Origin of the sequence: Pseudomonas sp. PvP009, assembly GCF_017832995.1 — a bacterium.
GTDB lineage: Bacteria > Pseudomonadota > Gammaproteobacteria > Pseudomonadales > Pseudomonadaceae > Aquipseudomonas > Aquipseudomonas syringae.
In genome coordinates, this window is sequence record NZ_JAFIBG010000001.1 from 3885716 (window position 1) to 3909890 (window position 24175).

At 60.6% G+C, this 24175-nt stretch carries 25 protein-coding genes; 2 read left to right on the top strand and 23 right to left on the bottom strand.

Annotation, left to right across the window (positions count from 1 at the left end):
* Positions 1-52: 52 nt before the first annotated feature.
* From JOE29_RS16415 to JOE29_RS16475, 13 genes are all read right to left on the bottom strand, one after another.
* Entirely contained in the window at positions 53-838 is a 786-nt protein-coding gene (locus tag JOE29_RS16415; protein ID WP_003318499.1) for a TatD family hydrolase, read from the bottom strand.
* A gap of 14 nt (positions 839-852) precedes the next feature.
* Positions 853-1209 carry a PilZ domain-containing protein gene (locus tag JOE29_RS16420; protein WP_003318502.1) on the bottom strand — a complete coding sequence of 119 codons (357 nt, stop codon included), beginning with the start codon at positions 1207-1209 and terminating at the stop codon, positions 853-855.
* A gap of 34 nt (positions 1210-1243) precedes the next feature.
* On the bottom strand, positions 1244-2230 hold the full coding sequence (locus JOE29_RS16425) for a DNA polymerase III subunit delta' (protein ID WP_058444103.1): 987 nt from the start codon (positions 2228-2230) through the stop codon (positions 1244-1246).
* Positions 2223-2855 (bottom strand): dTMP kinase, encoded by a 633-nt coding sequence (tmk, locus tag JOE29_RS16430; protein WP_044311724.1) that lies wholly within the window; start codon positions 2853-2855, stop codon positions 2223-2225. Before tmk ends, JOE29_RS16425 begins: the two co-directional genes overlap by 8 nt.
* A gap of 19 nt (positions 2856-2874) precedes the next feature.
* A complete protein-coding gene (gene mltG, locus JOE29_RS16435) occupies positions 2875-3999 on the bottom strand; it encodes an endolytic transglycosylase MltG (protein ID WP_210079708.1) in 1125 nt (374 codons plus the stop codon).
* A 2-nt stretch (positions 4000-4001) separates the two neighbouring features.
* Positions 4002-4817, bottom strand: coding sequence for an aminodeoxychorismate lyase (gene pabC, locus JOE29_RS16440; RefSeq protein WP_210079709.1), 816 nt, complete (start codon positions 4815-4817; stop codon positions 4002-4004).
* Entirely contained in the window at positions 4817-6061 is a 1245-nt protein-coding gene (gene fabF, locus JOE29_RS16445) for a beta-ketoacyl-ACP synthase II (RefSeq protein WP_003390862.1), read from the bottom strand. Before fabF ends, pabC begins: the two co-directional genes overlap by 1 nt.
* Before the next feature lie 114 nt (positions 6062-6175).
* The gene (acpP, locus tag JOE29_RS16450) at positions 6176-6412 is read right to left on the bottom strand and encodes an acyl carrier protein (RefSeq protein ID WP_003227051.1); all 237 of its coding nucleotides are present in this window, start codon (positions 6410-6412) and stop codon (positions 6176-6178) included.
* A 191-nt stretch (positions 6413-6603) separates the two neighbouring features.
* On the bottom strand, positions 6604-7347 hold the full coding sequence (fabG, locus tag JOE29_RS16455; RefSeq protein ID WP_003318510.1) for a 3-oxoacyl-ACP reductase FabG: 744 nt from the start codon (positions 7345-7347) through the stop codon (positions 6604-6606).
* Positions 7348-7362: 15 nt separating this feature from the next.
* Positions 7363-8301, bottom strand: a complete 939-nt coding sequence (gene fabD / locus JOE29_RS16460; RefSeq protein ID WP_210079710.1) for an ACP S-malonyltransferase — start codon at positions 8299-8301, stop codon at positions 7363-7365.
* Positions 8302-8417: 116 nt separating this feature from the next.
* Complete coding sequence (plsX, locus tag JOE29_RS16465) at positions 8418-9440, bottom strand: phosphate acyltransferase PlsX (protein WP_017279271.1); 1023 nt, start codon at positions 9438-9440, stop codon at positions 8418-8420.
* A gap of 4 nt (positions 9441-9444) precedes the next feature.
* Entirely contained in the window at positions 9445-9627 is a 183-nt protein-coding gene (gene rpmF, locus JOE29_RS16470; RefSeq protein WP_002552688.1) for a 50S ribosomal protein L32, read from the bottom strand.
* 13 nt (positions 9628-9640) lie between these two features.
* Complete coding sequence (locus JOE29_RS16475; RefSeq protein WP_003390869.1) at positions 9641-10168, bottom strand: YceD family protein; 528 nt, start codon at positions 10166-10168, stop codon at positions 9641-9643.
* A gap of 106 nt (positions 10169-10274) precedes the next feature.
* On the opposite strand from JOE29_RS16475, the gene JOE29_RS16480 reads away from it, so the two are divergent.
* A complete protein-coding gene (locus JOE29_RS16480) occupies positions 10275-10853 on the top strand; it encodes a Maf family nucleotide pyrophosphatase (RefSeq protein ID WP_058444095.1) in 579 nt (192 codons plus the stop codon).
* 57 nt (positions 10854-10910) lie between these two features.
* On the opposite strand, the gene sppA is transcribed toward JOE29_RS16480, so the two are convergent.
* From sppA to rluC, 3 genes are read right to left on the bottom strand one after another with little or no spacing between them, the layout of a single operon-like run.
* Positions 10911-11909, bottom strand: a complete 999-nt coding sequence (gene sppA, locus JOE29_RS16485) for a signal peptide peptidase SppA (RefSeq protein WP_210079711.1) — start codon at positions 11907-11909, stop codon at positions 10911-10913.
* Positions 11910-11933: 24 nt separating this feature from the next.
* A complete protein-coding gene (locus JOE29_RS16490; RefSeq protein ID WP_016567559.1) occupies positions 11934-12596 on the bottom strand; it encodes an HAD-IA family hydrolase in 663 nt (220 codons plus the stop codon).
* Positions 12586-13542 carry a 23S rRNA pseudouridine(955/2504/2580) synthase RluC gene (gene rluC, locus JOE29_RS16495; protein ID WP_003317474.1) on the bottom strand — a complete coding sequence of 319 codons (957 nt, stop codon included), beginning with the start codon at positions 13540-13542 and terminating at the stop codon, positions 12586-12588. The genes JOE29_RS16490 and rluC overlap by 11 nt, the downstream gene beginning before the upstream one ends.
* A gap of 726 nt (positions 13543-14268) precedes the next feature.
* Between rluC and rne the strand changes: the two genes are divergently transcribed.
* Positions 14269-17574 (top strand): ribonuclease E, encoded by a 3306-nt coding sequence (rne, locus tag JOE29_RS16500; protein WP_058444089.1) that lies wholly within the window; start codon positions 14269-14271, stop codon positions 17572-17574.
* 150 nt (positions 17575-17724) lie between these two features.
* Here rne and murB read toward each other — a convergent pair whose 3' ends face one another.
* The 7 genes from murB to JOE29_RS16535 are packed head-to-tail and all read right to left on the bottom strand — an operon-like array spanning position 17725 to position 24141.
* Positions 17725-18744 (bottom strand): UDP-N-acetylmuramate dehydrogenase, encoded by a 1020-nt coding sequence (gene murB / locus JOE29_RS16505; protein ID WP_044311729.1) that lies wholly within the window; start codon positions 18742-18744, stop codon positions 17725-17727.
* A 34-nt stretch (positions 18745-18778) separates the two neighbouring features.
* Positions 18779-19543 (bottom strand): 3-deoxy-manno-octulosonate cytidylyltransferase, encoded by a 765-nt coding sequence (kdsB, locus tag JOE29_RS16510; protein ID WP_003317470.1) that lies wholly within the window; start codon positions 19541-19543, stop codon positions 18779-18781.
* Entirely contained in the window at positions 19540-19725 is a 186-nt protein-coding gene (locus JOE29_RS16515) for a Trm112 family protein (protein ID WP_002552679.1), read from the bottom strand. Before JOE29_RS16515 ends, kdsB begins: the two co-directional genes overlap by 4 nt.
* Before the next feature lie 17 nt (positions 19726-19742).
* Complete coding sequence (gene lpxK, locus JOE29_RS16520) at positions 19743-20738, bottom strand: tetraacyldisaccharide 4'-kinase (protein ID WP_024648606.1); 996 nt, start codon at positions 20736-20738, stop codon at positions 19743-19745.
* Entirely contained in the window at positions 20738-21169 is a 432-nt protein-coding gene (locus tag JOE29_RS16525; RefSeq protein WP_003317468.1) for a biopolymer transporter ExbD, read from the bottom strand. Before JOE29_RS16525 ends, lpxK begins: the two co-directional genes overlap by 1 nt.
* Positions 21166-21882 carry a MotA/TolQ/ExbB proton channel family protein gene (locus JOE29_RS16530; RefSeq protein WP_003317467.1) on the bottom strand — a complete coding sequence of 239 codons (717 nt, stop codon included), beginning with the start codon at positions 21880-21882 and terminating at the stop codon, positions 21166-21168. The genes JOE29_RS16525 and JOE29_RS16530 overlap by 4 nt, the downstream gene beginning before the upstream one ends.
* 42 nt (positions 21883-21924) lie before the next feature.
* Positions 21925-24141, bottom strand: coding sequence for a DNA internalization-related competence protein ComEC/Rec2 (locus JOE29_RS16535; RefSeq protein WP_210079712.1), 2217 nt, complete (start codon positions 24139-24141; stop codon positions 21925-21927).
* Positions 24142-24175 lie beyond the last annotated feature (34 nt).

Consider the following 24175-nt stretch of genomic DNA (forward strand, 5'->3'; position numbering starts at 1 on the left):
AATCCGGGTTTTTTTTGCCTGCGATTTGTCTGCCCGTGAACGTGTGCATCCGTCAGCGCTGAACGTGCGCCAGCGGAAACAGGCGAGCGAAATTGGCCGTGGTCTGCTCGGCAAAGCGCTCGTAGGACTCGCCTCGCAGCATTGCCAGAAACTCGGCCACCTCACGTACGTACTGGGGCAGATTCGGCTTGCCCCGATACGGGATGGGCGCGAGGTACGGGGAGTCGGTCTCGACCAGCAGACGATCGGCGGGCACCTGCCTTGCAACGTCGCGCAGGGCATCGGCGTTGCGAAACGTCACGATACCGGACAGCGAAATGTAGTAACCCAGGTCCAGCGCGGCCTTGGCCATCTCCCAGTCCTCGGTGAAACAGTGCAGGACACCGGCGTGGGGCAAGGCCGCTTCACGCAGCAGGCTGAGGGTATCGGCACGTGCGCCCCGAGTGTGGATGACCACTGGTTTTTCAGTGATTCTGGCCGCCTCGAGGTGAACCCGGAAAGACGCCTGTTGCAGCTCGGCCGCTTCAGGTTCGTAGTGATAGTCCAGACCGGTCTCACCAATCGCTACCACCCGCGGGTGATCCAGCTCCTTGAGCAACCAGTCCAGGGGCGGCATTTCGCCGGGCTTCACGTCCAGCGGATGAATGCCCACCGAGCAATCGACATCCGCGTAACGTTCGGCGAGTGCCTTGACCGCACCCGCATTGTCGGCGCTGACACCGATGCAGAGAAAATGCCCGACCCCTCTGCCGCGGGCGGCGTCGAGTGCGGCATCCAGAGAGCCGTCGTGCTGGGCAAGGTCAAGGCGATCGAGGTGACAATGGGAATCTACAAGCATGGGTTAAAACACAACTACATCGTATGGGTTGGACGATCGGACTTGAGAGCGCCGACCAGGTGAGTTTCGATCAGATTGCGGGCGGTGTTGTCGCCGTCATTGAACTGCACGCCAACGCCGGCAGTGCGATTGCCCTGCGCGCCTTTCGGCGTGATCCAGGCAACACGACCGGCCACCGGAACCTTCTCCGGTTCGTCCATCAGATTAAGAAGCATGAACACTTCATCGCCCAGCTTGTAGCTTTTGCTGGTCGGAATGAACAGCCCGCCGTTTCTGATGAACGGCATATAAGCAGCGTAAAGAACGGACTTGTCCTTGATGGTCAGGGACAGGATGCCATTACGTGGACCTGTGCTCGGCGGCAGATTCATGACAACACCTCAACGGTTCCGGATAACGCAGAGTCTACGCCTGTCCCGGCAGGCCTGCCCACTGCACCAACAACGCTTCAAGCAGCAAAACCCGATTGAGGTTGGCCTTGGACATGACTTTCTGGCGCTGCGCCAGAATCCAGTCCTGAATATCCAGCACTTTGGCGCGAGAAGACTTCTGCGCCAGGTATTGAATCACCTTGCGCATGTCACCCAGGCCAAGGCCCTCCTCGTCCTGCGTCATCTGATAGCGCAGGATCAGGTGCGACCAGTCACAGAACCAGTCGAACAGCAGTAACAGCGGAATATCCTTCCAGCCCTCGGCCAGCTGGGTAGCCGACTGTTGTTGCTTGAGCAGCTTCTTGACGCCGTCGACCACCAGCGCGCGCTGTTCGCGAACACCCTGCGTGTGCAGCGCCACCGCAGCCAGCGGCGACCCGGCGGCCAGCGTCAGCAACTCGAAGCGCTCGTCCTGCGTGCAATCGGGCAATGCGCCGCTCAGCCAGTCGAGACTCATCTGTTCGCTGGGTAACGGGCAGGCCTGCTGTACACAGCGGCTCTTGACCGTTGGCAGCAAGCGGCTCGGTTGATGGCTGACCAACAACAGAACGGTATTGCCTGAAGGCTCTTCCAGACTTTTCAGCAAGGCATTGGCCGCGTTGGTATTCATCGCTTCCACCGGCTCGACGAGCACCACCTTGCGCCCGCCCATCTGGGCGGTCTGCACCACGAAACTGACCAGATCACGCACCTGATCGACCTTGATCGGCTTGTCCGCCTCTTCCGGCTCGAGCACGTAATTGTCGGGATGGCTGCCAGCCGCCAACAGCAGACAGGACTTGCAGTGCCCGCAGGCATCAAGCCCGTCAGGCGTCTTGCACAACAAGCTGGCCATCAGCCGTTCAGCCAGGGCGCGCTTACCGATACCCGCAGGCCCGTGCAGCAGATAGGCGTGAGCGTGCTGGGCGCGACCGGCCATCTGCTGCCAGAGCGAAGCCTGCCAGGGATAGGCTTCAGCCACGTTGCAGCTCCAGCAACTGGGGCAGCAAGGTGTCGAGGGAAGCCTGCACATCGGCCAGGGTCTGTCCGGCGTCTACCAGGCGATAGCGCGCAGGTTCAGCCTTGGCGCGCTCCAGATAGGTGCTACGCACGGCGTCGAAGAAAGTCCGCCCTTCCTGCTCGAACCGATCCAGCCGACCGCGTGCAGCGGCGCGTGACAGGCCGATCTCTACCGGCAGGTCGAACACCAGCGTCAGGTCAGGGCGCAGGTCGCCTTGAACGAACTGCTCCAGCGCTGCGATACGCTCATGGGACAGGCCGCGACCGCCGCCCTGATAGGCGTAGGTGGCATCGGTAAACCGATCACAGAGCACCACCTCGCCACGCGCCAGCGCGGGACGAATGACTTCGGCCAAATGCTGGGCACGCGCGGCAAACACCAGCAGCAGTTCGGTGTCGGCGCTCATGACCTCGTCGCTGGGCGCCAGCAACAACTCGCGAATACGCTCGGCCAGCGGAGTACCACCCGGCTCGCGAGTCAGCAGTACCTGAACACCCTGCGCACGCAATTGCGCAGCCAGGTAGTCGCGGTTGGTGCTTTTGCCTGCACCTTCCGGGCCTTCAAGAGTGATAAACAAGCCAGTCACAGGTCATCCTTAATCGTCATCATTGCGCATTCGGCTCGGACTGCGGGGCATCCGGAACATCCGCAGGCACGGCTTCCGAAGAGGGCGAGTCAGTTGCCGGTGCCGGTGTGGCAGGTGCCGGGCTGGAGCGATAATCCGCGCGGCGCTTGAGCTGATAGTCACGCACGGCCGCGTTATGGGCATCCAGATCGTCCGAGAACACATGGCTGCCGTCACCCTTGGCCACGAAATACAGGCTGCTGCCGTCTACTGGATTGAGCGCAGCGTGAATCGCTTCGCGCCCCACCAGCGAAATGGGCGTCGGCGGCAGGCCGGCGATCACGTAGGTGTTATAGGGCGTCGCTTCCTTGAGGTTGGCGCGGGTCAGCTTGCCGTTGTAGCGCTCGCCCATGCCGTAGATCACGGTCGGATCGGTCTGCAACTGCATGCCCAGCTTCAGGCGACGCACGAACACGCCGGCTATCTGGCCGCGCTCCTGAGGCACACCGGTCTCCTTCTCGACCAAAGACGCCATGATCAGCGCCTGGTAAGGATTTGAGTAGGGAGCCTCTGACGAACGCGCATTCCATTCCTCGTCGAGTACTTCTTCCAGGCGGCTGTAGGCCTGCTTGAGCAATTCGACGTCGGTCATGCCGCGCACGTAGCGGTAAGTGTCCGGAAAGAAACGGCCTTCAGGAAACACGTCGGGGTGGCCAATTTTCGCCATCAGCTCGCTGTCGGACAGACCTGCCAGCGTTTGATCGAGCTTGGGCTGTTTGGCAAGCGCGGCACGCACCTGGCGGAAATTCCAGCCTTCGACCAGCGTCAGGCTGTATTGCACGACTTCCTTGCGCTTCCAGACGTCGAACAGGCACTTGACGTTCATACCCGGCACCATGCGGTATTCACCGCTGTGCAGCGCCTGTCCGGACAGGTTGAAACGCCAGTAAAGACGCAGCCAGAAAGCGTCCTTGATCACGCCATCGGCCTGTAATCGATTGAGTACGCCGGTCGGCGTCGAACCGGCCGGAACGTCCAGCAGTTGCTCCTGAGCCACCTCAAGCGGTTGGTTCAGCGCCTGATACTGCTGCCAGAACGCAAAGCCGAGCAGCAAACCTGCCAGGACAACCGCTGTTTCCAGCAACACCAATATTTTTCGGATCAAAATCAGATATCCAGAAGGCTGCGGGCAATACCTTGCAGTTTACGGGTCAGCGGCCCGACCGGCCAGTTCAACGCTGCAAAGCTGCGAACCGGCCAGACGCCGTACACGCTATTGCATAGAAACACTTCGTCTGCCGATTCCAGGTCAGACATGTGCAGGTCACGGATATCGACAGCCAACCCCAGCTTTGGTGCTTGGTCCAGCAGCTCGGCACGCATCACACCTGCGACCCCGCAGCGGCTGAGATCAGCAGTCAGCATACGGCCCTGACTGACCAGAAACAGGTTGCTGTAGACACCCTCTATCAGTCGCCCGGACATATCACGCATCAAACCCTCGGCGTGATCGCTGTCACTCCACTCGGAGCGGGCCAGTACCTGCTCCAGACGGTTGAGGTGTTTGAGTCCAGCCAGAAGCGGCTGTTCCGCCAGTCGCGTCTGGCAGGCAAACAGGCGCACGCCCTGCTCCGCATGCGCACCGGGATAGGCTGGCGCAGGGCCGCCCTGCAGGATTCGACGCGATTGGGCATTGGGGGCCGGGGCGTAGCCGCGCTGGCTGTCGCCACGGGTAAGGATGAGCTTCATGACCCCATCACCAAGTTCTGCAGCGAAGCGGGTCATTTCTGCACGGATCAGCGCGTGATCGGTTGCGATCGACAAGCGTGCGCAGCCGCTTTCGAGACGCTGCAGATGGCGCTCCAGGAGCAAAGGCTGCGCGGCCTTGACGACGATGGTTTCAAACAGTCCATCGCCGTAAGCCAGCCCTCGATCCTTGAGGGACAAGGCGTCTGCGGGGCAGCCATCGACCCAGTCGGGCATTACTCGGCGAACCGACGGAATACCAGCGAGCCGTTGGTGCCACCAAAGCCGAAGGAGTTCGACAGAACGACGTCGATCGGCATGCGCCGCGCTTCGTGAGGCACGAAGTCCAGATCGCAGCCTTCGCTTGGCTCATCCAGGTTGATGGTCGGTGGAGCCACCTGATCAACCATTGCCAGGACGCTGAAGATCGCTTCGACAGCACCAGCGGCGCCCAGCAGGTGGCCGGTCATCGACTTGGTCGAACTGACTGCCAGCTTGTAGGCGTGATCACCGAATACCGACTTGATCGCGGAAGCCTCGGCCAGATCGCCTGCAGGCGTCGACGTACCGTGTGCGTTGATGTACTGCACCTGATCGGGATTGACCTTGGCATCACGCAACGCATTGACGATGCAGCGTGCAGCACCGGCGCCGTCATCAGGTGGCGATGTCATGTGATAAGCGTCGCCGCTCATGCCGAACCCGACCAGCTCTGCATAAATGGTCGCACCACGCGCCTTTGCGTGCTCGAGCTCTTCGAGCACCATGGCACCGGCACCGTCGGACAGGACGAAGCCATCACGGCCCTTGTCCCAGGGGCGACTGGCGCGGGTCGGGTCATCGTTGCGGGTCGACAGTGCACGCGCTGCACCGAAGCCACCCAGACCGAGCCCACAGGCGGCCATTTCAGCGCCGCCGGCGATCATCACGTCCGCTTCGTCATAGGCGATATTGCGAGCCGCCATGCCGATGCAGTGGGTTGCAGTCGTGCAAGCCGTCGCGATGGAGTAATTGGGTCCCTGTGCGCCCAGATGGATCGACAGGAAACCGGAAATCATATTGATGATCGAGCCAGGAACGAAGAACGGTGATATTCGCCCCGGACCTTGCTCGTGCAGCAGGCGACTGCTGTTTTCGATATTGGTCAGACCACCGATGCCCGAACCCATGGCAACGCCGATGCGCTCACGGTTTGCATCAGTGACTTCAAGGCCTGCATTACGCACGGCCTGAAAGCTGGCCGCGAGGCCATACTGAATAAAGAGATCGAGGCGGCGCGCTTCTTTGGGCGCGAGGTATTCTTCGACGTTGAAACCCTTGACCGAGCCGCCGAAGCGGGTGGTGAAGGCTGACAAGTCCGTGTGCTCGATAAGGCCAATGCCACTGCGGCCCGCCAGAATGCCTTGCCAACTGCTGGGCACGTCATTGCCCAGTGGCGAAAGCATGCCCATCCCGGTGACCACGACGCGTCTACGCGACACAGGACTCTCCTTCTCTCTTGTTTACGGAACAATCACAGCGTTTTTTAAAGAAAAAACCGCACGCCGGTTAAAGCAGTGCGGTTTTCCCGTGACAGCAGTCAGCGATTACAAATCTTAAGCCTGATGGCTAGTGACGTAGTCGATTGCTGCTTGAACGGTAGTGATCTTTTCCGCTTCTTCGTCCGGGATTTCGGTCTCGAATTCCTCTTCCAGAGCCATTACCAGCTCGACGGTGTCCAGGGAGTCAGCGCCCAGGTCCTCAACGAAAGAAGCAGTGTTGACAACCTCTTCTTGTTTGACGCCAAGTTGCTCTGCAACGATTTTCTTGACGCGCTCTTCGATGGTGCTCATACCTAGTTTTAACTCCTAGTGGAAATGTTCAGGCATCTGGCCAGTGGGTAAGTGTATAGAAGAGGTTTTGCGAATTTCAAGCTTAACGCTCTCCCCTTATGCCCAACCGTACCTTTGCCCATTCATAGATTGCAGCTTTATAACGGATTTTAGACAGCTCGTATGACATTTTTTTGAAACAGGTCGTCACATTAGCTCATGTACATGCCGCCGTTAACAGGGATTGTGGCCCCGGTAACGTAGCCTGCGCCTTCGGACGCAAGAAAAGCGACTACGTGCGCAATCTCTTCGGCTTGTCCCAAACGGCCCAGGGGTATCTGGGTAATCAGTGACTCACGCTGAGCCTCAGGCAGCTCACGCGTCATGTCGGTATCGATAAAACCCGGTGCCACCGAATTCACGGTGACCGCCCGCGAGCCCACTTCACGGGCCAGAGCCCGACTGAAGCCTTCCAGACCGGCCTTCGCGGAAGCATAGTTTACTTGACCGGCGTTGCCCATGGCACCCACAACCGAACCAATGCTGATAATACGCCCCCAACGCGCTTTGGTCATGCCACGCAGAACGCCCTTGGAAAGACGGAAAAGGCTGTTCAGATTGGTGTTGACGACGTCATACCATTCGTCATCTTTCATGCGCATCATCAGGTTATCACGGGTGATGCCGGCGTTATTGACCAGAATCAACGGTGCGCCGACGCGCTCCTGAATGGTGGACAGAACCGAATTCACAGACTCGGCATCGCAGACATCCAGCATCAGGCCAAAGCCTTCGATGCCGTTTTCCTTGAACGTCGCGCTGATGCGCTCGGCACCGGACTCTGACGTCGCGGTACCCACGACAACAGCACCGTTGCGTCCCAATTCCAGAGCAATGGCTTGACCAATGCCGCGACTTGCACCGGTTACCAGTGCCACTTTACCTTGAAGGCTCATGCAGGCTTCTCCTAATCAGGCCAGTGCCGCGCGCGCGGCGGCAAAGGCGTCCGGGGTATCAAGGTTGTAGGTCATCACGCCGTCGGCGCAACGCTTGTTCAGACCGGCCAGCACTTTGCCCGGACCGCACTCCACAAGCTGGGTCGCACCGCGACTGGCCAGGCATTGAATGGATTCGACCCAGCGTACCGGCTTGTACAACTGCTCCAGCAAATCACGCTTGAGCGTCGCCAGATCACTGACGGCACTGGCGCTGACGTTCTGTACCAGCGCAATTTCCGGCGCTTGCCATTCGATGGCTTCAACGGCCTCGGCGAAACGCTCGGCGGCCGGGCGCATCAGTTCGCAGTGCGATGGCACGCTGACCGGCAATGGCAAAGCGCGCTTGGCGCCACGGGCCTTGCACAGCTCCATGGCACGCTTGACAGCCTCAGCGGAACCGGCGATCACCACCTGGCCCGGCGAGTTGAAATTCACAGCACTGACGACCTCACCCTGTGCCGCTTCGGCGCAGGCTGCGATAACGTCGGCATCATCGAGCCCCAGAATGGCGGCCATGCCGCCCTGACCCGCTGGCACCGCTTCCTGCATCAACTGGCCGCGACGCTCGACAAGCTTTACGGCGTCGGCCAGGCTCAGGCTTTGCGCGGCTACCAGTGCGCTGTATTCACCCAGACTGTGACCGGCGACGAACGCAGGAACCGCACCGCCCTCGGCCAGCCACACATGCCACAAGGCAACCGAAGCGGTCAAAATGGCCGGCTGGGTCTTGTCGGTCTGATTGAGCAGCTCGGCAGGACCTTTCTGAGTCAATGCCCACAGGTCATAGCCGAGGGCTTCGGAAGCCTGCTCGAAAGTGTCGAGGATCAGCGGATGTTGCGCGCCTTGTTCGGCGAGCATACCGAGCGATTGCGATCCTTGACCCGGAAAGACGAATGCGAGGGATGCAGACATTTGACAAGCCTCTGAATTATTGTCGCCAAAATGGGCGTCCGGACAGGCCGAACGCGGGAATTCTAATGTATATGACTGATCGGTTGGATGACTGACCAGTCTGATGCGTCACATTTTCAGCTTCGGTCGTCCTGGAACATCGTTTCAAGCCGCCCCTTCAAACGCTGTGGCAGGTTTTCACGGGACTCGACGAGCGCTCGCTGAATCGCACTCTGAAAGCCTGAAACACTTGCAGAGCCATGGCTTTTCACCACGACCCCCTGCAACCCGAGCAGGCTCGCGCCATTATGACGGGCGGGCGCCAGGTCGGTCTGCAAGCGCTTCAGCAAGGGCAACGCCAGCGCGCCGACCGCCCTGCTGAGCAGATTGCGCTGGAACAGCGTCTCGATCCTGGCCGCAATCATGGTCGCCAGCCCCTCACTCGACTTGAGCAATACGTTGCCGACGAAACCATCACACACCACTACGTCAGCTTCCCCCCTGTACAACCCGTCACCTTCGACATAGCCAATGTAGTTAAGCCCCGAGGCAGACTGCAAAAGACCGGCAGCACGCTTGACCTGCTGATTGCCCTTGATGTCCTCAGTGCCCACATTGAGCAAGGCCACTCTGGGCGTTGCGACACCGAGGATCTCGGCAAGCACCGAGCCCATCACTGCAAACTGATAAAGCGCCTCGGCACTGCAATCAACGTTCGCCCCCAGGTCCAGCAACTGGCAATGACCTGAGCGAGTGGGAATGGCTGCGATCATTGCCGGGCGATCAATCCCTGGCAAGGTCTTGAGCACAAACCGGGAAAGCGCCATCAGCGCACCGGTATTGCCGGCACTGACACATGCCTGGGCCTGACCGCTGGCCACCAGCTCGAGAGCTACGCGCATGGAGGAGTCAGGCTTGCCACGCAACGCCTGAGACGGACGCTCGTCCATCGCGATCGCTTCACTGGCATGAATGACACGCAGGCGCGAACGGTCCACAGCTTCATGAGCAGAGACGAGTTCTTCAATAAGGGAGGCTTGACCGACAAGGGCCAGGTGAAGCGAGGGAGTAGCTGTCAGGCACGCGAGGCTTGCCTGAACAATGTTGCGGGGACCGAAGTCCCCGCCCATTGCGTCGATCGCGATGATCGGAGCGGACAAGAAATTACTCGTCAGCGCCCTTGTCGATCACTTTACGACCACGGTATACGCCTTCTGGCGATACGTGGTGACGCAGGTGAATTTCACCAGTGGTCTTTTCTACCGACAGAGTGCTTGCCTCAAGAGCGTCGTGCGAACGACGCATGTCACGGGCAGAGCGGGATTTTTTGTTCTGCTGAACAGCCATAATTGATTAACTCCTAAACGTTTGGGTCACGCTTTAACTGCGCCAATACACTGAACGGGTTGGACCGCGTTACCTCGTCCACGCTCGGTTCGGGCTCATCGAGACCCGCCGGTTGCTGGCATTCTTCAGGATGATGAGCAGGCACAATGGGCAAGGCGAGCAAAAGCTCCTCCTCGATCAATGCCAGCAGATCCAAAGGATCTTCGCCCAGTTCCAGCACGTCATAACCTTTCGGTAACGACTGGGTATTCGCACCCTCCTTCACCACAACGTAACTGCATTCGCTGTGGATCGGCAGGGTCACCAGCTCAAGACAACGCTGGCAAACCATCTTGACCGGGACGTCTATCGAACTGTGGATAACCACAGAACGGCGTTCGTCACGCTCAAAAACGAATTTCGCCTGCACCGTACCGACAGTGTCGGCAAGCGGGTCGCAGAGTCTCTTCAGATCGCCCAGCAGCACTTCACCCTGAAGGGTAGTGCCGCGATCGGACAATTTGCGCGGGTCAACGTGAGATGGAATCGGGTCATTCAACATAGGCGCAGCATTCTAGGGATGCCCCCCGGGCATGTCAAAGGAAATTCAGGCCTGTTCGTCACTCCGGCCACTCTTTAGAATCAACGCTCAGCCTACGGAGAACCGCATGCCATCCCTGCTCCTCGCTTCCAGCTCCTCATACCGCCGCGAACTGCTCGCCCGCCTGCGCCTGCCATTCACCTGCAGGTCTCCGGATATCGATGAAAGCCGGCGACCGAACGAGGCCGCATTCGACCTCGTACAGCGCCTTGCCCGAGAGAAAGCCCAAGCGCTCGCCGCCGAGCATCCACACCACCTGATCATCGGCTCCGACCAGGTCGCCGTCCTTGACGAACAGGTCCTGGGCAAGCCACACAGCTTCGAGCGCGCACTGGAACAGCTGACGGCAGCGAGCGGCAAAAGCGTGACCTTCCTGACCGGCCTGGCCGTGCTCAATAGCTCGACCGGCGAGTGCCAGGTGGATTGCGTGCCTTTTACAGTGCACATGCGCGCACTCGAGCGGGCCAGCATCGAACGCTACCTGCACGCCGAACAGCCCTATGACTGCGCAGGCAGCTTCAAGGCAGAAGGCCTTGGCGTCAGCCTGTTCCGCAGCACCGAAGGCAGCGACGCTACCAGCCTGATCGGCCTGCCGCTGATACGCCTGGTGGACATGCTTATAAAGGAAGGCGTCAGCGTACCCTGACCCTTACATATAAAGAACCCGGCCATTGGCCGGGTTCTTTATGTCTACATCAAGCCATCAACGCAGGCTTGGGCCGTTGAAACCAACCAGCATGGCAATTCGCTCAGCGATACTGGTGCCCAGCTTTTTCGAAAAGCGATCGAAAGGCGACTCTTCGACGGTGTACTCGACGATGTCCTTTTCCTTGATCACATCACGCGCAACATAACTTGCACTGCCCAGACCATCCACCAGACCCAGCGCAACAGCCTGCTCGCCGGTCCAGATCAGCCCGGAGAACAGCTCTGGGTGCTCCTTGTCCTTCAGCCGGTCGCCACGACCCTGTTTGACACTGGCAATGAACTGGCGATGAGTCGTGTCCAGCACGCCCTGCCAAAACTGCGTTTCATCAGCCTTCTGCGGCTGGAACGGGTCAAGGAAGGCCTTGTGCTCGCCGGAGGTATAGGTACGACGATCAACACCGAGCTTGTCCATGGCACCGACAAAACCGAAACCTGCCGCCGTGACACCGATCGACCCCACCAGACTGGCCTTGTCGGCATAGATCTGATCAGCGGCACTGGCGATGTAATAAGCACCCGAAGCACCGAGATCGGTAATGACCGCATACACCTTGATGTCCGGCTTCGTCGCGCGCAAACGTCGAATTTCGTCGTAGACATAGCCCGACTGCACCGGACTGCCGCCCGGGCTGTTGATACGCAGAATCACACCCTTGGTCTTTTCATCCTCGAAGGCCTTCTGCAGCGCAGTGACAATGTTCTCGGCACTGGCCGCTTCCTTGTCGGCAATCACGCCCTGCACATCGATCAGCGCAGTGTGGCTGGAACGGCGCGAAGTGCCGCCCTCGAAATCCAGCATCGGTATGATCACTGCAACAAACAGGAACGCGAACGTCAGCAGCTTGAAAAAGATTCCCCAGCGACGCGCCCGGCGCTGCTCCTGAACACTGGCCAGCAGAGTCTTTTCAAGAAGCTTCCAGCTTTTTGCCTCTTCCCTGCCATTGATGCCCTCGTCCGCGCTTTGCGAAACGGGTGCCTTCCATTCGTCAGACATGTTCCAATCACTCCAACCCGAAAACTAGACGCCGCGCCCGTTCAACCAGGTGCGCAGCTCGGAAAAATGCTCGATAGCCAGCCGCGGCTCGAACTGACGCAGCGACTCCAGCGGCTGAGCGCCATAGCCCACCGCAACCGAATCCATACCCGCATTGCGAGCCATCAGCAGATCGAACGAAGCATCGCCAATCATCAGCGAACGCTGCGGGGTAACCTCACAATGCGCCATGATCTCGTTCAACATCAGCGGATCAGGCTTGCTGGCGGTCTCGTCGGCCGCCCGCGTGGCATCGAAGTAATCCTGCCAGCCATTGGCCTTCAGCACACGATCGAGCCCGCGACGCGCCTTACCGGTAGCGACCGCCAGACGATAACCATCCTCGCGAAACGCCTGCATCGACTCTACAACACCGTCGAACAGCGGAGACGGCACGTTATCCATTGCCATATAACTGTCTGCGTAGTGCTGGCGAAAATCGATTAGTTGATTGCCGCTGATCTGCGGATACAGGGTTCGAATCGCCTCAGGCAGCCCCAGGCCGATAATCCCCTTGATCGCGGTATCGTCGCGAATTTCAAGGTCAGTCTCGATGGCCGCCGTACGCATGGACAGGATGATGCGCCCGACCGAGTCGGCCAGCGTGCCGTCCCAGTCGAAAATCAACAGGTCGTAATCACGGCGCACTCAAACGCTCCACTGTTTTGGCCCACATGTCATCGACAGGCGCCTGCACATTAAGTTTGCTGCCATCGGGCATCGGCACCGTGAGCATGTAGGCGTGCAAAAACAGGCGCTTGCCGCCCAGATCGCGAATTTCGCGACTGAAATTCTCGTCACCGTACTTGGTGTCACCTGCAATGGCATGCCCCGCGTGCAAGGTGTGCACACGGATCTGGTGAGTACGCCCGGTGACCGGTTTGGCTTCGACCATGGTGGCAAAATCGCCGAAACGACGCAGCACCTTGAAAATCGTCAGGGCCTCCTTGCCCTCTTCATTCACTTCGACCATGCGTTCGCCGGAGCGCAGGTTGCTTTTCATCAGCGGTGCACGAACCTGCTTCAACGCCGTTGCCCAGTTACCGCGGACCAGCGCCATGTAGCGCTTGTCGACGCCGTCGCCGCGCAGGGCTTCGTGCAGATGACGCAGCATGCTGCGTTTCTTGGCGATCATCAGCAAACCGGATGTATCGCGATCGAGACGGTGCACCAGCTCGAGCTCCTTGGCATCAGGGCGCAACTGGCGGAACGCTTCGATCACGCCAAAGCTCAGGCCACTGCCGCCATGCACGGCGATACCTGCAGGCTTGTTGAGCACGATAAGCGCCTTGTCTTCGTAGACGATCGCAGCTTCGAGACGCTGCAACAATGCCTGCGCGACCGGCACAGGCTCGTCGCGCTCAGGCACGCGCACAGGAGGAATGCGCACGATGTCGCCTGCCTGCAACTTGTACTCCGGCTTGATCCGCCCCTTGTTCACACGCACTTCGCCTTTGCGCAAAATGCGGTAAATCAAGGTTTTGGGCACACCCTTGAGATAAGTGATCAGAAAGTTATCGATGCGTTGACCGGCAAGTTCCGGGGCAACCTCAACCAGCTGGACGCCGGGGGTTGGAGGGGCAATATTCGTCATGCCGCAAATGATAACAATTTTTTATGGATTTGAAGCACTTAATGATTGCTGCTATAGTCGCGAACGCCGCCAAAAGCGGCCGGACAGCGGACCAACGGTTGACAACCGGCCCTGACCAACGCAATTCACAAGGACGGGAGGCCGTCCTACGCAGTGTTCGGTGACAACGGAGCACGCTGAAAATGTAACAAGCGCAGGTGACATGAGGCCGGAAACACGCCTGACAGCAGAGCAGACAGCTCGCGGCCAGTGCGGACAGTTCATGGCCAGTTCACAAAGTGCAGTCGCTTTCAGACGCTACGAGCGAATGCTTCGGGAACAACGCCTCAAGCCATGATGCGCGACCTTCCCTATCGAAGGTCGCGGTAAATGCCAACCCGCTGCGGATTCTGCGCGCGGCAGCACCCGAATTATCAGGGATACGTGTAGGGTGGAGACGCACAACCATCGGACTGTGTAGCACAAGGCTTGTTCTAGACGCTTCATCTCGTCCGCTACCGATGGTCGATTCCTCCTCCTGACAAAGCTTTTGCTGAAAGGGGTGTCTTATGCCACCACAGCAAGCAGGAAACGTCGTCGCGACCCTCCGCCCCCTCTGGGCGAGGACCTCGCTAGACACTGGAGTGTCCAACCACTCCTGACGTGCCCTGACACCGACCGTGAGAAGTCGTGTGTGCCGAACGCCGTTTCCGGCAGCCCGGAAACCGACGGTACTACATGAAAAGAATGCTGATTAACGCAACTCAACCCGAAGAGTTGCGTGTTGCACTGGTAGACGGCCAGCGCCTCTACGACCTGGACATCGAGTCAGGTGCACGCGAGCAGAAGAAGGCCAACATCTATAAAGGCCGAATCACTCGCATCGAACCCAGCCTCGAGGCTGCCTTTGTCGATTTCGGCTCTGAGCGCCACGGCTTCCTGCCACTCAAGGAAATCTCCCGCGAGTACTTCAAGAAAGCCCCCGAAGGCCGCGTCAACATCAAGGACGTCCTGAGCGAAGGCCAGGAAGTCATCGTTCAGGTCGAGAAAGAAGAACGTGGCAACAAGGGCGCAGCCCTGACCACCTTCATCAGCCTCGCTGGCCGCTATCTGGTTCTGATGCCCAACAACCCTCGTGCCGGCGGCATCTCGCGTCGTATCGAAGGTGAAGAGCGCAACGAACTGCGTGAAGCCCTCAACGGCCTGATCGCGCCAGCCGACATGGGTCTGATCGTTCGTACTGCCGGCCTGGGCCGCAGCAGCGAAGAAATGCAGTGGGACCTCGATTACCTGCTGCAACTGTGGACCGCCATCAAGGAAGCGTCCCTCGATCGCTCCGCCCCTTTCCTGATCTACCAGGAAAGCAACGTCATCATCCGCGCCATCCGTGACTACCTGCGCCAGGATATCGGTGAAGTCCTGATCGACAGCATCGAAGCCCAGGAAGAAGCACTGACCTTCATCCGTCAGGTGATGCCGCAGTACGCCAGCAAGATCAAGCTGTACGAAGACAGCGTTCCACTGTTCAACCGCTTCCAGATCGAAAGCCAGATCGAAACCGCCTTTCAGCGTGTTGTCGAACTGCCTTCCGGTGGCTCCATCGTCATCGATCCGACCGAAGCCCTGGTGTCCATTGACATCAACTCGGCGCGCGCCACCAAAGGCAGCGACATCGAAGAAACCGCCCTGCAGACCAACCTTGAAGCGGCTGAGGAAATCGCCCGTCAATTGCGTCTGCGTGACATCGGCGGCCTGATCGTCATCGACTTCATCGACATGACGCCGGCCAAGAACCAGCGCGCCGTGGAAGAGAAAGTCCGCGAAAGCCTGGAAGCCGACCGTGCCCGCGTGCAGATCGGTCGTATTTCGCGCTTCGGCCTGCTGGAAATGTCCCGTCAGCGCCTGCGTCCATCGCTGGGCGAAAGCAGCGGTATCGTCTGCCCTCGCTGCAACGGCACCGGCATCATCCGTGATGTTGAATCGCTGTCGCTGGCCATCCTGCGCCTGATCGAAGAAGAAGCCCTGAAAGACCGTACTGCCGAAGTGCGCGCTCAGGTGCCGATTCCGGTCGCGGCCTTCCTGCTCAACGAAAAACGCAACTCGATCACCAAGATCGAACTGCGCACCCGTGCCCGCATCATCATTCTGCCGAACGATCAGCTGGAAACTCCGCACTTCGAAGTTCAGCGCCTGCGTGATGACAGCCCTGAAGCGCACAGCAGCCAGACCAGCTACGAAATTGCTGCTGCCGCTGCCGAAGTGGAAGAAATTGCACCACTGGCCGCCGCAACCCGCACCCTGGTTCGTCAGGAAGCAGCCGTCAAGACTGCCCCGGCCCGTGCCAATGCGCCGGTCCCGGTAGAAGCCGCTGCCCCTGCGCCAACGCCTGCACCGGCACCCGTCGCTCACGAGCCAAGCCTGTTCAAGGGTCTGGTGAAATCCTTGGTCAGCCTGTTCGCGACCAAGGAAGAGCCTGTCGCTCCGGTCGTGGTTGAAAAGCCTGTTGCAGAACAGCGTCCAGCCCGCAACGAGGAACGCCGCAACGGCCGCCAGCAGAGCCGTGGCCGCAACAATCGCCGCGACGAAGAGCGCAAGCCTCGTGAAGAACGCGCCCCGCGCGAAGAACGTGCAGAGCGCGCACCGCGTGAAGAGCGTGCTCCACGTGAGGAACGTGCACCTCGTGAAGAGCGCACCGTTCGCGAACCGCGTGAAGCCCGTGACGAGTCGGCACCGCGCGAAGAGCGTCCAGCCCGTACCACCCGCGAGCGCAAGCCACGTGAAGCGCGCGAAGATCGCCCGGTTCGCGAACTGCGCGAGCCTCTGGATGCAGCCCCGGCAGTGAACCTCGCTCGCGAGGAGCGTCCTGAACGCGCACCACGCGAAGAGCGCCAGCCGCGCGCACCTCGTGAAGAACGTCAACCACGCGCCGAACAGGCCGCGGCTGCCGTGAGCGAAGAAGAGGAAGTGCTGCTCAACGAAGAGCAGACCAACGACGAGAACCAGGAAGGCAACGACGGTAGCGAAGGCGACCGCCCTCGCCGCCGCTCGCGTGGCCAGCGTCGTCGCAGCAATCGTCGTGAGCGTCAGCGCGATGCCAATGGCAACGTGATCGAAGGCTCCGAAGAGAACGGCAACGAAGAAGAAGGCAGCGCCACCGACCTGTCGGCGGGTCTGGGCTTCACCGCCGCAGCTTCCGCTGCCAGCAGCGTGATCAGCGCGCCTGCCGAAGCCGACGCGCATCAGCAGGCCGAACGTGCCAACAGCAACGCAGCCGCTGCAGACGCCGAGCCTGTGCATCAGGAAACTGCTGCCGAAGCGCCTGTGACTGAAACGCCAGTAGCTGAAACGTCAGCCACCGAAGCACCGGTTGCCGAAAAAGCACCGACCGTTGCCGAACCGACTGTCGAAGCACCTGCCGTTGAAGCCCCTGTGGCAGACGATGCTCCTGTAGCACAGCCTGCTCCAGAGGTTGAAGTTCAGCCGGCAGCGGTCGAAGCACCTGCGATTGCGGCACAGTCCGAACTGTTCGAAGCACCTCACGCAGAACGCGTAGTGCCGTTCAAGCCGACGCCAGAGCCAGCACCACAGGCGCCGGTCGAAGCAGCGGCTCATGAGGAAGTGCCAGCCACTGAATCATCCGAACTGCCAACGCCTGCGCCTGCTGCTGTTGTCGAGCCGGTAGCTCTGAAAGAAGAGCCTGCTCCTTACGTCGCGCCTCAGCCGGTCGTTGAAGGACAGGCACCTGCCCCACAAGAGCAGGCACCTGCGGCTGAAGAAGCAGCGCCTGCACCAGTGGTCAGCAGCACGGGCCGCGCACCGAACGATCCTCGTGAAGTTCGTCGTCGCAAGCGTGAAGAAGAAGCACGTCGTCAACAGGAAGCCGCTGCTGCCAGCGCTCCAGTCGTCGAAGCAGCGCCTGCTGCCACTGAAGCAGAATCGGCCCAGCCTTCACCGGCAGCCGAGGAAAAGACCGAAGAAGCGGCAACTGAGCAACCAGCAGTTAAACCGCAACATGAAGCCGAGAAAGAAAACGAGCCTAAACCCCTCGTCTAACCCCGGCCCATGAAAAAGCCCCGCCTGTGCAAACAGGCGGGGCTTTTTCATGTCCGCTGGTTGAGGATTGCACCGCGTTCATCTTCAATACGCGGCGCTTGATCTGATCTCTTCGCGAGCGAGCCCCCACAAGAGCCCCTTTCCAGGCTATCAGTAGAGGTTCGGCTCCATCTCCAGCTCGATACCGAAACGTTCGGCGATATCGGTCTGGATACGGCGCGCCAGACTTAGCAACTGCAAGCCACTGGCCTGCCCATAGTTGACCAGCACCAGCGACTGCAGCTTGTGCACGCCAGCATCACCATCGCGATACCCCTTCCAGCCCGCCTGCTCGATCAGCCACCCGGCCGCCAGCTTCACTTGGCCATCGTCCTGCGGGTAGCCGACCACGCCTGGGTGCTGCTGTTTGATCGTTGCGTACAATTCGGCAGCGATTATCGGGTTTTTGAAGAAACTACCGGCATTGCCCAGCACAGCGGGGTCAGGCAGCTTTTCACTGCGAATGGCGCAGATCGCACGGCTGACATCGAACGGCGTCGGCTGATCGATACCCTGCTCGTCGAGACGCTGACGAACCGGGCCATATTCGAGGTGCAGGCGAGCGACGCGACTGAGCTTGAAACGTACACGCAGGATCAACCAGCGCGCGACCTGATGCTTGAACACGCTGTCGCGGTAGCCGAACGCACAGTCCTGCAAAGAAAACTCGCGCAATTCGCCGGTTTCACGATCCAGCGCCGTCAGGCTATGGAAGACATCCTTGATCTCGACGCCATAAGCACCGATGTTCTGCATGGGTGCCGCGCCAACGGTGCCTGGGATCAGACTGAGGTTTTCCAGCCCCGCCAGCCCCAGCTCCAGACAGGACTGCACAAACGGATGCCAGGGCTCGCCGGCCTCGGCTTCGACAATCGACTCGAGACAGTCCTCGTGCACGATGCGAATGCCGCGGCTGGCCATGCGCACCACCAGTGACTGCACGTCAGCGCTGAGCAGCAGGTTGCTGCCACCGCCAATCACCAGCAGTGGCACATCGTGCTCGGCCGAATAGGCCAGCGCCTCGCGAACGTCATCATCGCTATGCGCTTCGGCAAATAACCGGGCTTGCACATCAACACCGAACGTATTGAACGGCTTGAGGGAAATCGCGGACTGCACCTGCAAGGTCATACCCTCGCCTTCCCGGACCACTGGACGAAGCGCATCAACCCTCCAGCAAGCGCCTTACGCGCTCCAGGTCTTCGGGCGTATCGACGCCACCGGGTGGCGCTTCGAGCGCGTCGGCAACGTGAATCCGCACGCCATTCCACAGCGCACGCAATTGTTCCAGGCTTTCGGTGTTTTCCAGCCAGCACGGCCCCCAACTGACGAAGTCATGCAGGAAGCCCGCACGGTAGGCGTAGATACCGATGTGCCGACGATAAGGCACGCCGGCAGGCAACTGGTCGCGGTTTGCTGCGAGCGCATCGCGCGCCCACGGCAAGGGAGCCCGGCTGAACGTCAGCGCCAGGCCGTTGATGTCCGTAGCTACCTTGACGATGTTGGGGTTGAACAACGCGGCCACGTCGTCGATAGGCTCGGCCAGCGTAGACATGCCGGCTTCGGGATGGGCGGCCAGATTGGACGCCACCTGGTCGATCACCGCTGGCGGGATCATCGGCTCGTCGCCCTGCACATTGACGACAATCGCGTCAGCCGCCAGGCCAAGTTGCGCGGCCACCTCGGCCAGACGATCGGTGCCGGAGTTGTGATCGTCGCGCGTCAGCAGCACTTCGGCACCAAAAGCCTGACAGGCTTCGACAATGCGTGCATCGTCGGTGGCAATCACCACACGCTCGGCGCTGCTCTTGCACGCCTGCTCCCAGACCAGCTGAACCATGGGTTTGCCGGCAATGGTTTTCAGCGGCTTGCCCGGAAAGCGGCTGGAGCCGTAGCGCGCGGGAATGACAACGGTAAACGCTGCGGTCATTTTTCCAGCCGCTCGTCGGTGCTCAGGGTGCGAGCTTCGCTTTCGAGCATCACCGGAATGCCGTCGCGCACCGGATAGGCAAGACCTGCGCCCTTGCTGATCAGCTCGGTCTTGTCGGCGCTGAGCTTCAATGGTCCCTTGCAGACGGGGCAAGCGAGGATATCGAGTAGTTTGGTGTCCATAGGAGATCCTGAAGCAATCATGGAGAAAGACGTAGCAGTTGCTGGTCGAACCAACCGACAAAGGCATCGGAAGGTAGTGCATCCACTGCCAGATACCACCAGTCATCAGCGGCAAAGGCACGACATTTCACCGCATCCTTCTCGGTCATGACCAAAGGCAGCGCGGGGGTAAATGTCAGCGCCTCGGCACTGTAGACAGCATGGTCGGCGAATGCGTGAGTCACCGGCCGCCAGTGTAATCCTTCGAGGGTATTGAAGAAACGTTGGGGATTGCCGATTCCGGCGACCGCATGCAGCGCCTGACCGGCCGGGAAATAATCCACCGGCTGACGTTCGCCACTGCGCAGATTGATCAGCGCCGAAGGCTTGAGCCTGAAGGCATAGCCGTCGTCCCTGTCCGCCGTCGCGCCGTTATAAAGCAAGGCGTCGACACTGCTCAGCCGCTCGACCGGTTCGCGTAAAGGCCCGGCAGGCAGACAACGGCGATTGCCCAGGCCACGGGCGGCATCGATCAGCACCAGCTCCAGGTCGCGGGCCAGCCGGTAATGCTGCAAGCCGTCGTCGGAAAGAATCACATCCAGCGGTTCGGCAGCGAGCAAGGCCTGTACGGCGCGACTGCGATCCGGATCGATCATCAGCGGCACGCCGCAGCGCTGCACGATGAGCAGGGGCTCGTCCCCCGCCTCGCTGGCACTTTGTTCAGGCAGAACGCGCCACGGCAGGCTTGGCGGCGTGGCGCCGTAACCGCGGCTGACCACACCGACACGCAGGCCGCGACGGCGGCAGTGCTCGATCATCCAGAGAATCAACGGCGTCTTGCCAGTGCCACCGACGGTGATATTACCCACCACGATGACCGGCACCGGCGCGCGATAGATATCACCCTCGCCCGCCAGAAACCGTGCCCGTTTGCGCTCTACGACACGCCGGTAAAGACCTTCGAGCGGGCGCAACAGCGCCAGCGCAGGGTGGCCCTTGTACCAGGCATCGAGCAAACGGTCAGTGAATGCCATCAGTTAGCCGGTGTGGCCTCGACAGTGGTCATGCGCAAATGACTGAAGCCCAGCTTGCCTGCCGCATCCATGGCCGTGATGACCGACTGGTGCGGGGTCTTGCCGTCGGCGCTGATCGACAGCGGCAGGCTGGTATCGCCCCCCGACTCGCGCTGCAGCGCCTCGATCAGCGTCGCCAGATCGTTTTTCGGCAACAACTGATTGTTCAGCGAGAAAATCCCGTCGGCGTTGATGGCAATGTCCAGCTGTTTGGCGCTGGCGTCCACGTCCGGCGTTCCGGTAACGGCCTGTGGCAGATCGACCCGCAACTGGGTTTCGCGAGTGAAGGTGGTCGTCACAATGAAGAACAGCAGCAGGATGAACACCACGTCAATCAGAGAGACCAGATTGATGTCGATGTTTTCCCGGGGTCTGCGACGGCGAAATTTCACTTCTTCTTGCCCCCGCCCGCTCTGGCCAGCGACTTGAGATCGATCTTGGCGTCGATCAGATCGACATCGCGGTCGCCCTGCACCACTTCAACCAGACGAATGGCCTGTTGTTCCATGCCGACCACCAGCTCATCAACGCGGCTCTGCAGGAAGCGATGAAAGAAAATCGCCGGGATCGCGACGATAAGACCCGACGCCGTACAGATCAGCGCCTTGGAAATACCACCTGCCAGCACGCCGGCGTTGGCGGTGGCCCCGGAACTGTTGAACGAGCCGAAGATATCGATCATGCCCAGCACGGTGCCCAGCAAACCAAGCAGCGGCGCCATGGCAGCGATCGAGCCCAGTGCGCTGAGGTAGCGCTCCAGCTCATGAATGACCCGGGCAGCGGCTTCTTCGATGCATTCCTTCATGATCTCGCGACCATGCCTGGAATTGGCCAGACCTGCGGCAAGGATTTCGCCCAGCGGCGAGTCAGCGCGCAGCTGCTTGAGTTTTTCGCCGTCCAGCTTCTTTTCCTGAATCCACTGCCAGACCTGCCCGAGCAGGTGCGGTGGCGTGATACGGCTGGCACGCAACGTCCACAGGCGCTCGATGATGATGCCGGCGGCGGCGATGGAGCTCAGAATAATCGGCAGCATCATCCAGCCGCCAGATTTGACCAGTTCCCACACAGTGATCACTCCCTCGAAAAATTGGCGCCACTCTACCATAGGGTCGCCAAGTGCCGAACGCCGAGATCGATATCCATTCACTCAATCACGCCAGAAGCGCCGTTGCGCACGCTCGGCCTGCGGCGCTCCGAACGTACCCAGTTGCAGACGCACAGCGCCCAGCTCGGCACTGTCGTAACTGGCGATGCCCAAGCCTCGATAGCGCGCCATGACCAACGGGTGTGGGTGACCGAACGCATTGTTGCGACCACGGGAAATCAGCACGCCGACCGGTGCGACGGCGCGAAGAAACGCTTTGGACGATGAGGTCCGGCTGCCGTGATGCGGCGACTGCAACCAGTGGGCACGCAGGTCGAACCCGCTGTCGATTGCCGCGCGCTCGGCGCTCACGTCGATATCGCCCGCCAGCAGCAGACGCTCGCCCCCGGCGTCGACGCTGAGGATGCAGGAGGCGGGGTTGCCGTCAGGCCCCTGCTCCCAGCGCCACGTGGAAAAAACCACGCCATCCCACTCCCAGCGCGCACCGCTCTCGCACAATCGGGCGTCGAGTTGCGGCGCAAGTCTGGCCAGCTCGCCACCCAGCACCCGGCTTACCGGAAAAGCCTGATGAACCGCTGCTGCACCGCCGGCATGGTCTGCGTCGGAATGGCTGATCAACATCAGGTCAAGATGGCGGACGCCTGCCTTGCGCATGGCGGGCACGACCACGCGCTCACCGATATCGAACTCACCGAAACGCGGACCTGCGTCATACAGAAGTGTGTGATTGCGAGTGCGCAGGAGAATCGCCAGGCCCTGCCCCACATCCAGTTGCAAGACGTCTACCTGGCCTTCAGGCACTGATTCGAGCGGCGGAAAAACGCACAGCAACAGCAACGGCCAGCCCAGCGGACGCATGGGCACGCCCTTGGGCAGTAACAAGAGCAAGGCCCCGAGCAGACTCAACCACCATGCCCAGACCGGCACCGTACTGGGCAGCCAGGCCGGCAATGCTGCAGCCACCGCGTCGAGGAACACGAACAGCCACTGCAGCGCCCCGCCCGCCAGCCATAGCAGACCTTCCCCGACTACAGGGACTGGCAGCAACAGCGTTCCGAGCAATGCCGGAGGCAGGACGATCACGCTGACCCAAGGCACGGCAAGCAGGTTGGCAAACGGCCCACTGAGGCTGATCGGCAGGTTCAGTGCCAGCAGAATCGGCAACAAGCCAACGGCGATCAGCCATTGCGCCCGTGTCCAGCTTTGCCACCAGCGCCAGGCGCCGAGACGCCCACTGAAAATCAGGATCAGAATGCCGACCGCCGCGAAGGACAGCCAGAAACCGGGCTGCAGCGTCACCAGCGGCTCGAAGATCAGCACCGCGTTGAAGGACAGCAACAAGGGCCAGACCACGCCCAGATGGCGAAAACGCAAGCGCCACAGCAGCACCATCGCGACCATCACACAGGCGCGCCGGACTGGCACCTCGAAACCGGCCAGCAGTCCGTAGCCCAGTGCAGCGCTGAACGCCAGCGCACACGCCCACGGCAGCCAGGGCAAAGAGCGTGGCCACAGCCCCCAGCGCGCCAAGCCTGCGACCAAAGCGTAAATCACCCCGGCCAGCAAACCGATGTGCTGGCCGGAAATGACCAGCAGATGCACAGTGCCGGTATCCTGCAACACCTGCCAGTCGGTGCTCGATAGCCCTGAGCCATCGCCCAGCACCAGCGCTGCCAGACCGCCCTCCCGGCCCTGCGCATCGACCGCCAGCAGGCGCTGACGAAGGGCATCGCGCCAGGCGGCACGCGCGGGTGCCAATAGCTGACCATCCACCACCGTGCCGGTCGCACCGATGCGCTGCGCCAGCAGCCAGGTCTCATAGTCAAAAGCATCGGGATTGACCAGCCCGGCCGGCCGCTTGAGTTTGACCGCCATGCGCCAGCGCTCCCCGCTGTTAACGGGCTGGCCGCCATACCAGGCCACCCGGATTCGCGCGGGCAGCTTGGCACGTCGTGACCAGGCGCCTTCCAGCTCGAAACGCACCACACCTTCGGCGACACTCGGCAAACCGACCACCTTGCCCTGTACCCACAGCGTCTGACCATCGAGACGCGGCGCCAACCGGTCACTCAGCGCCCACTGCGCCGACACGCAGGCCCAGGTGAAACCGAGCAGGAACAACGCCAGTGGATAGGTACGGAACGGCAGCAGCATCAACGCCAGTGTCGGCATCAGCAGCAATAGCCAGGTCGGCGGCAGCGCCGGTAGAAAACGCAGGGCAAGCAGCCCGAGCGCGAGCGCGATCATCCCTGTGCGCATGACGGTTCCTTGCAGCGGAAAGCCTCAAGAATCA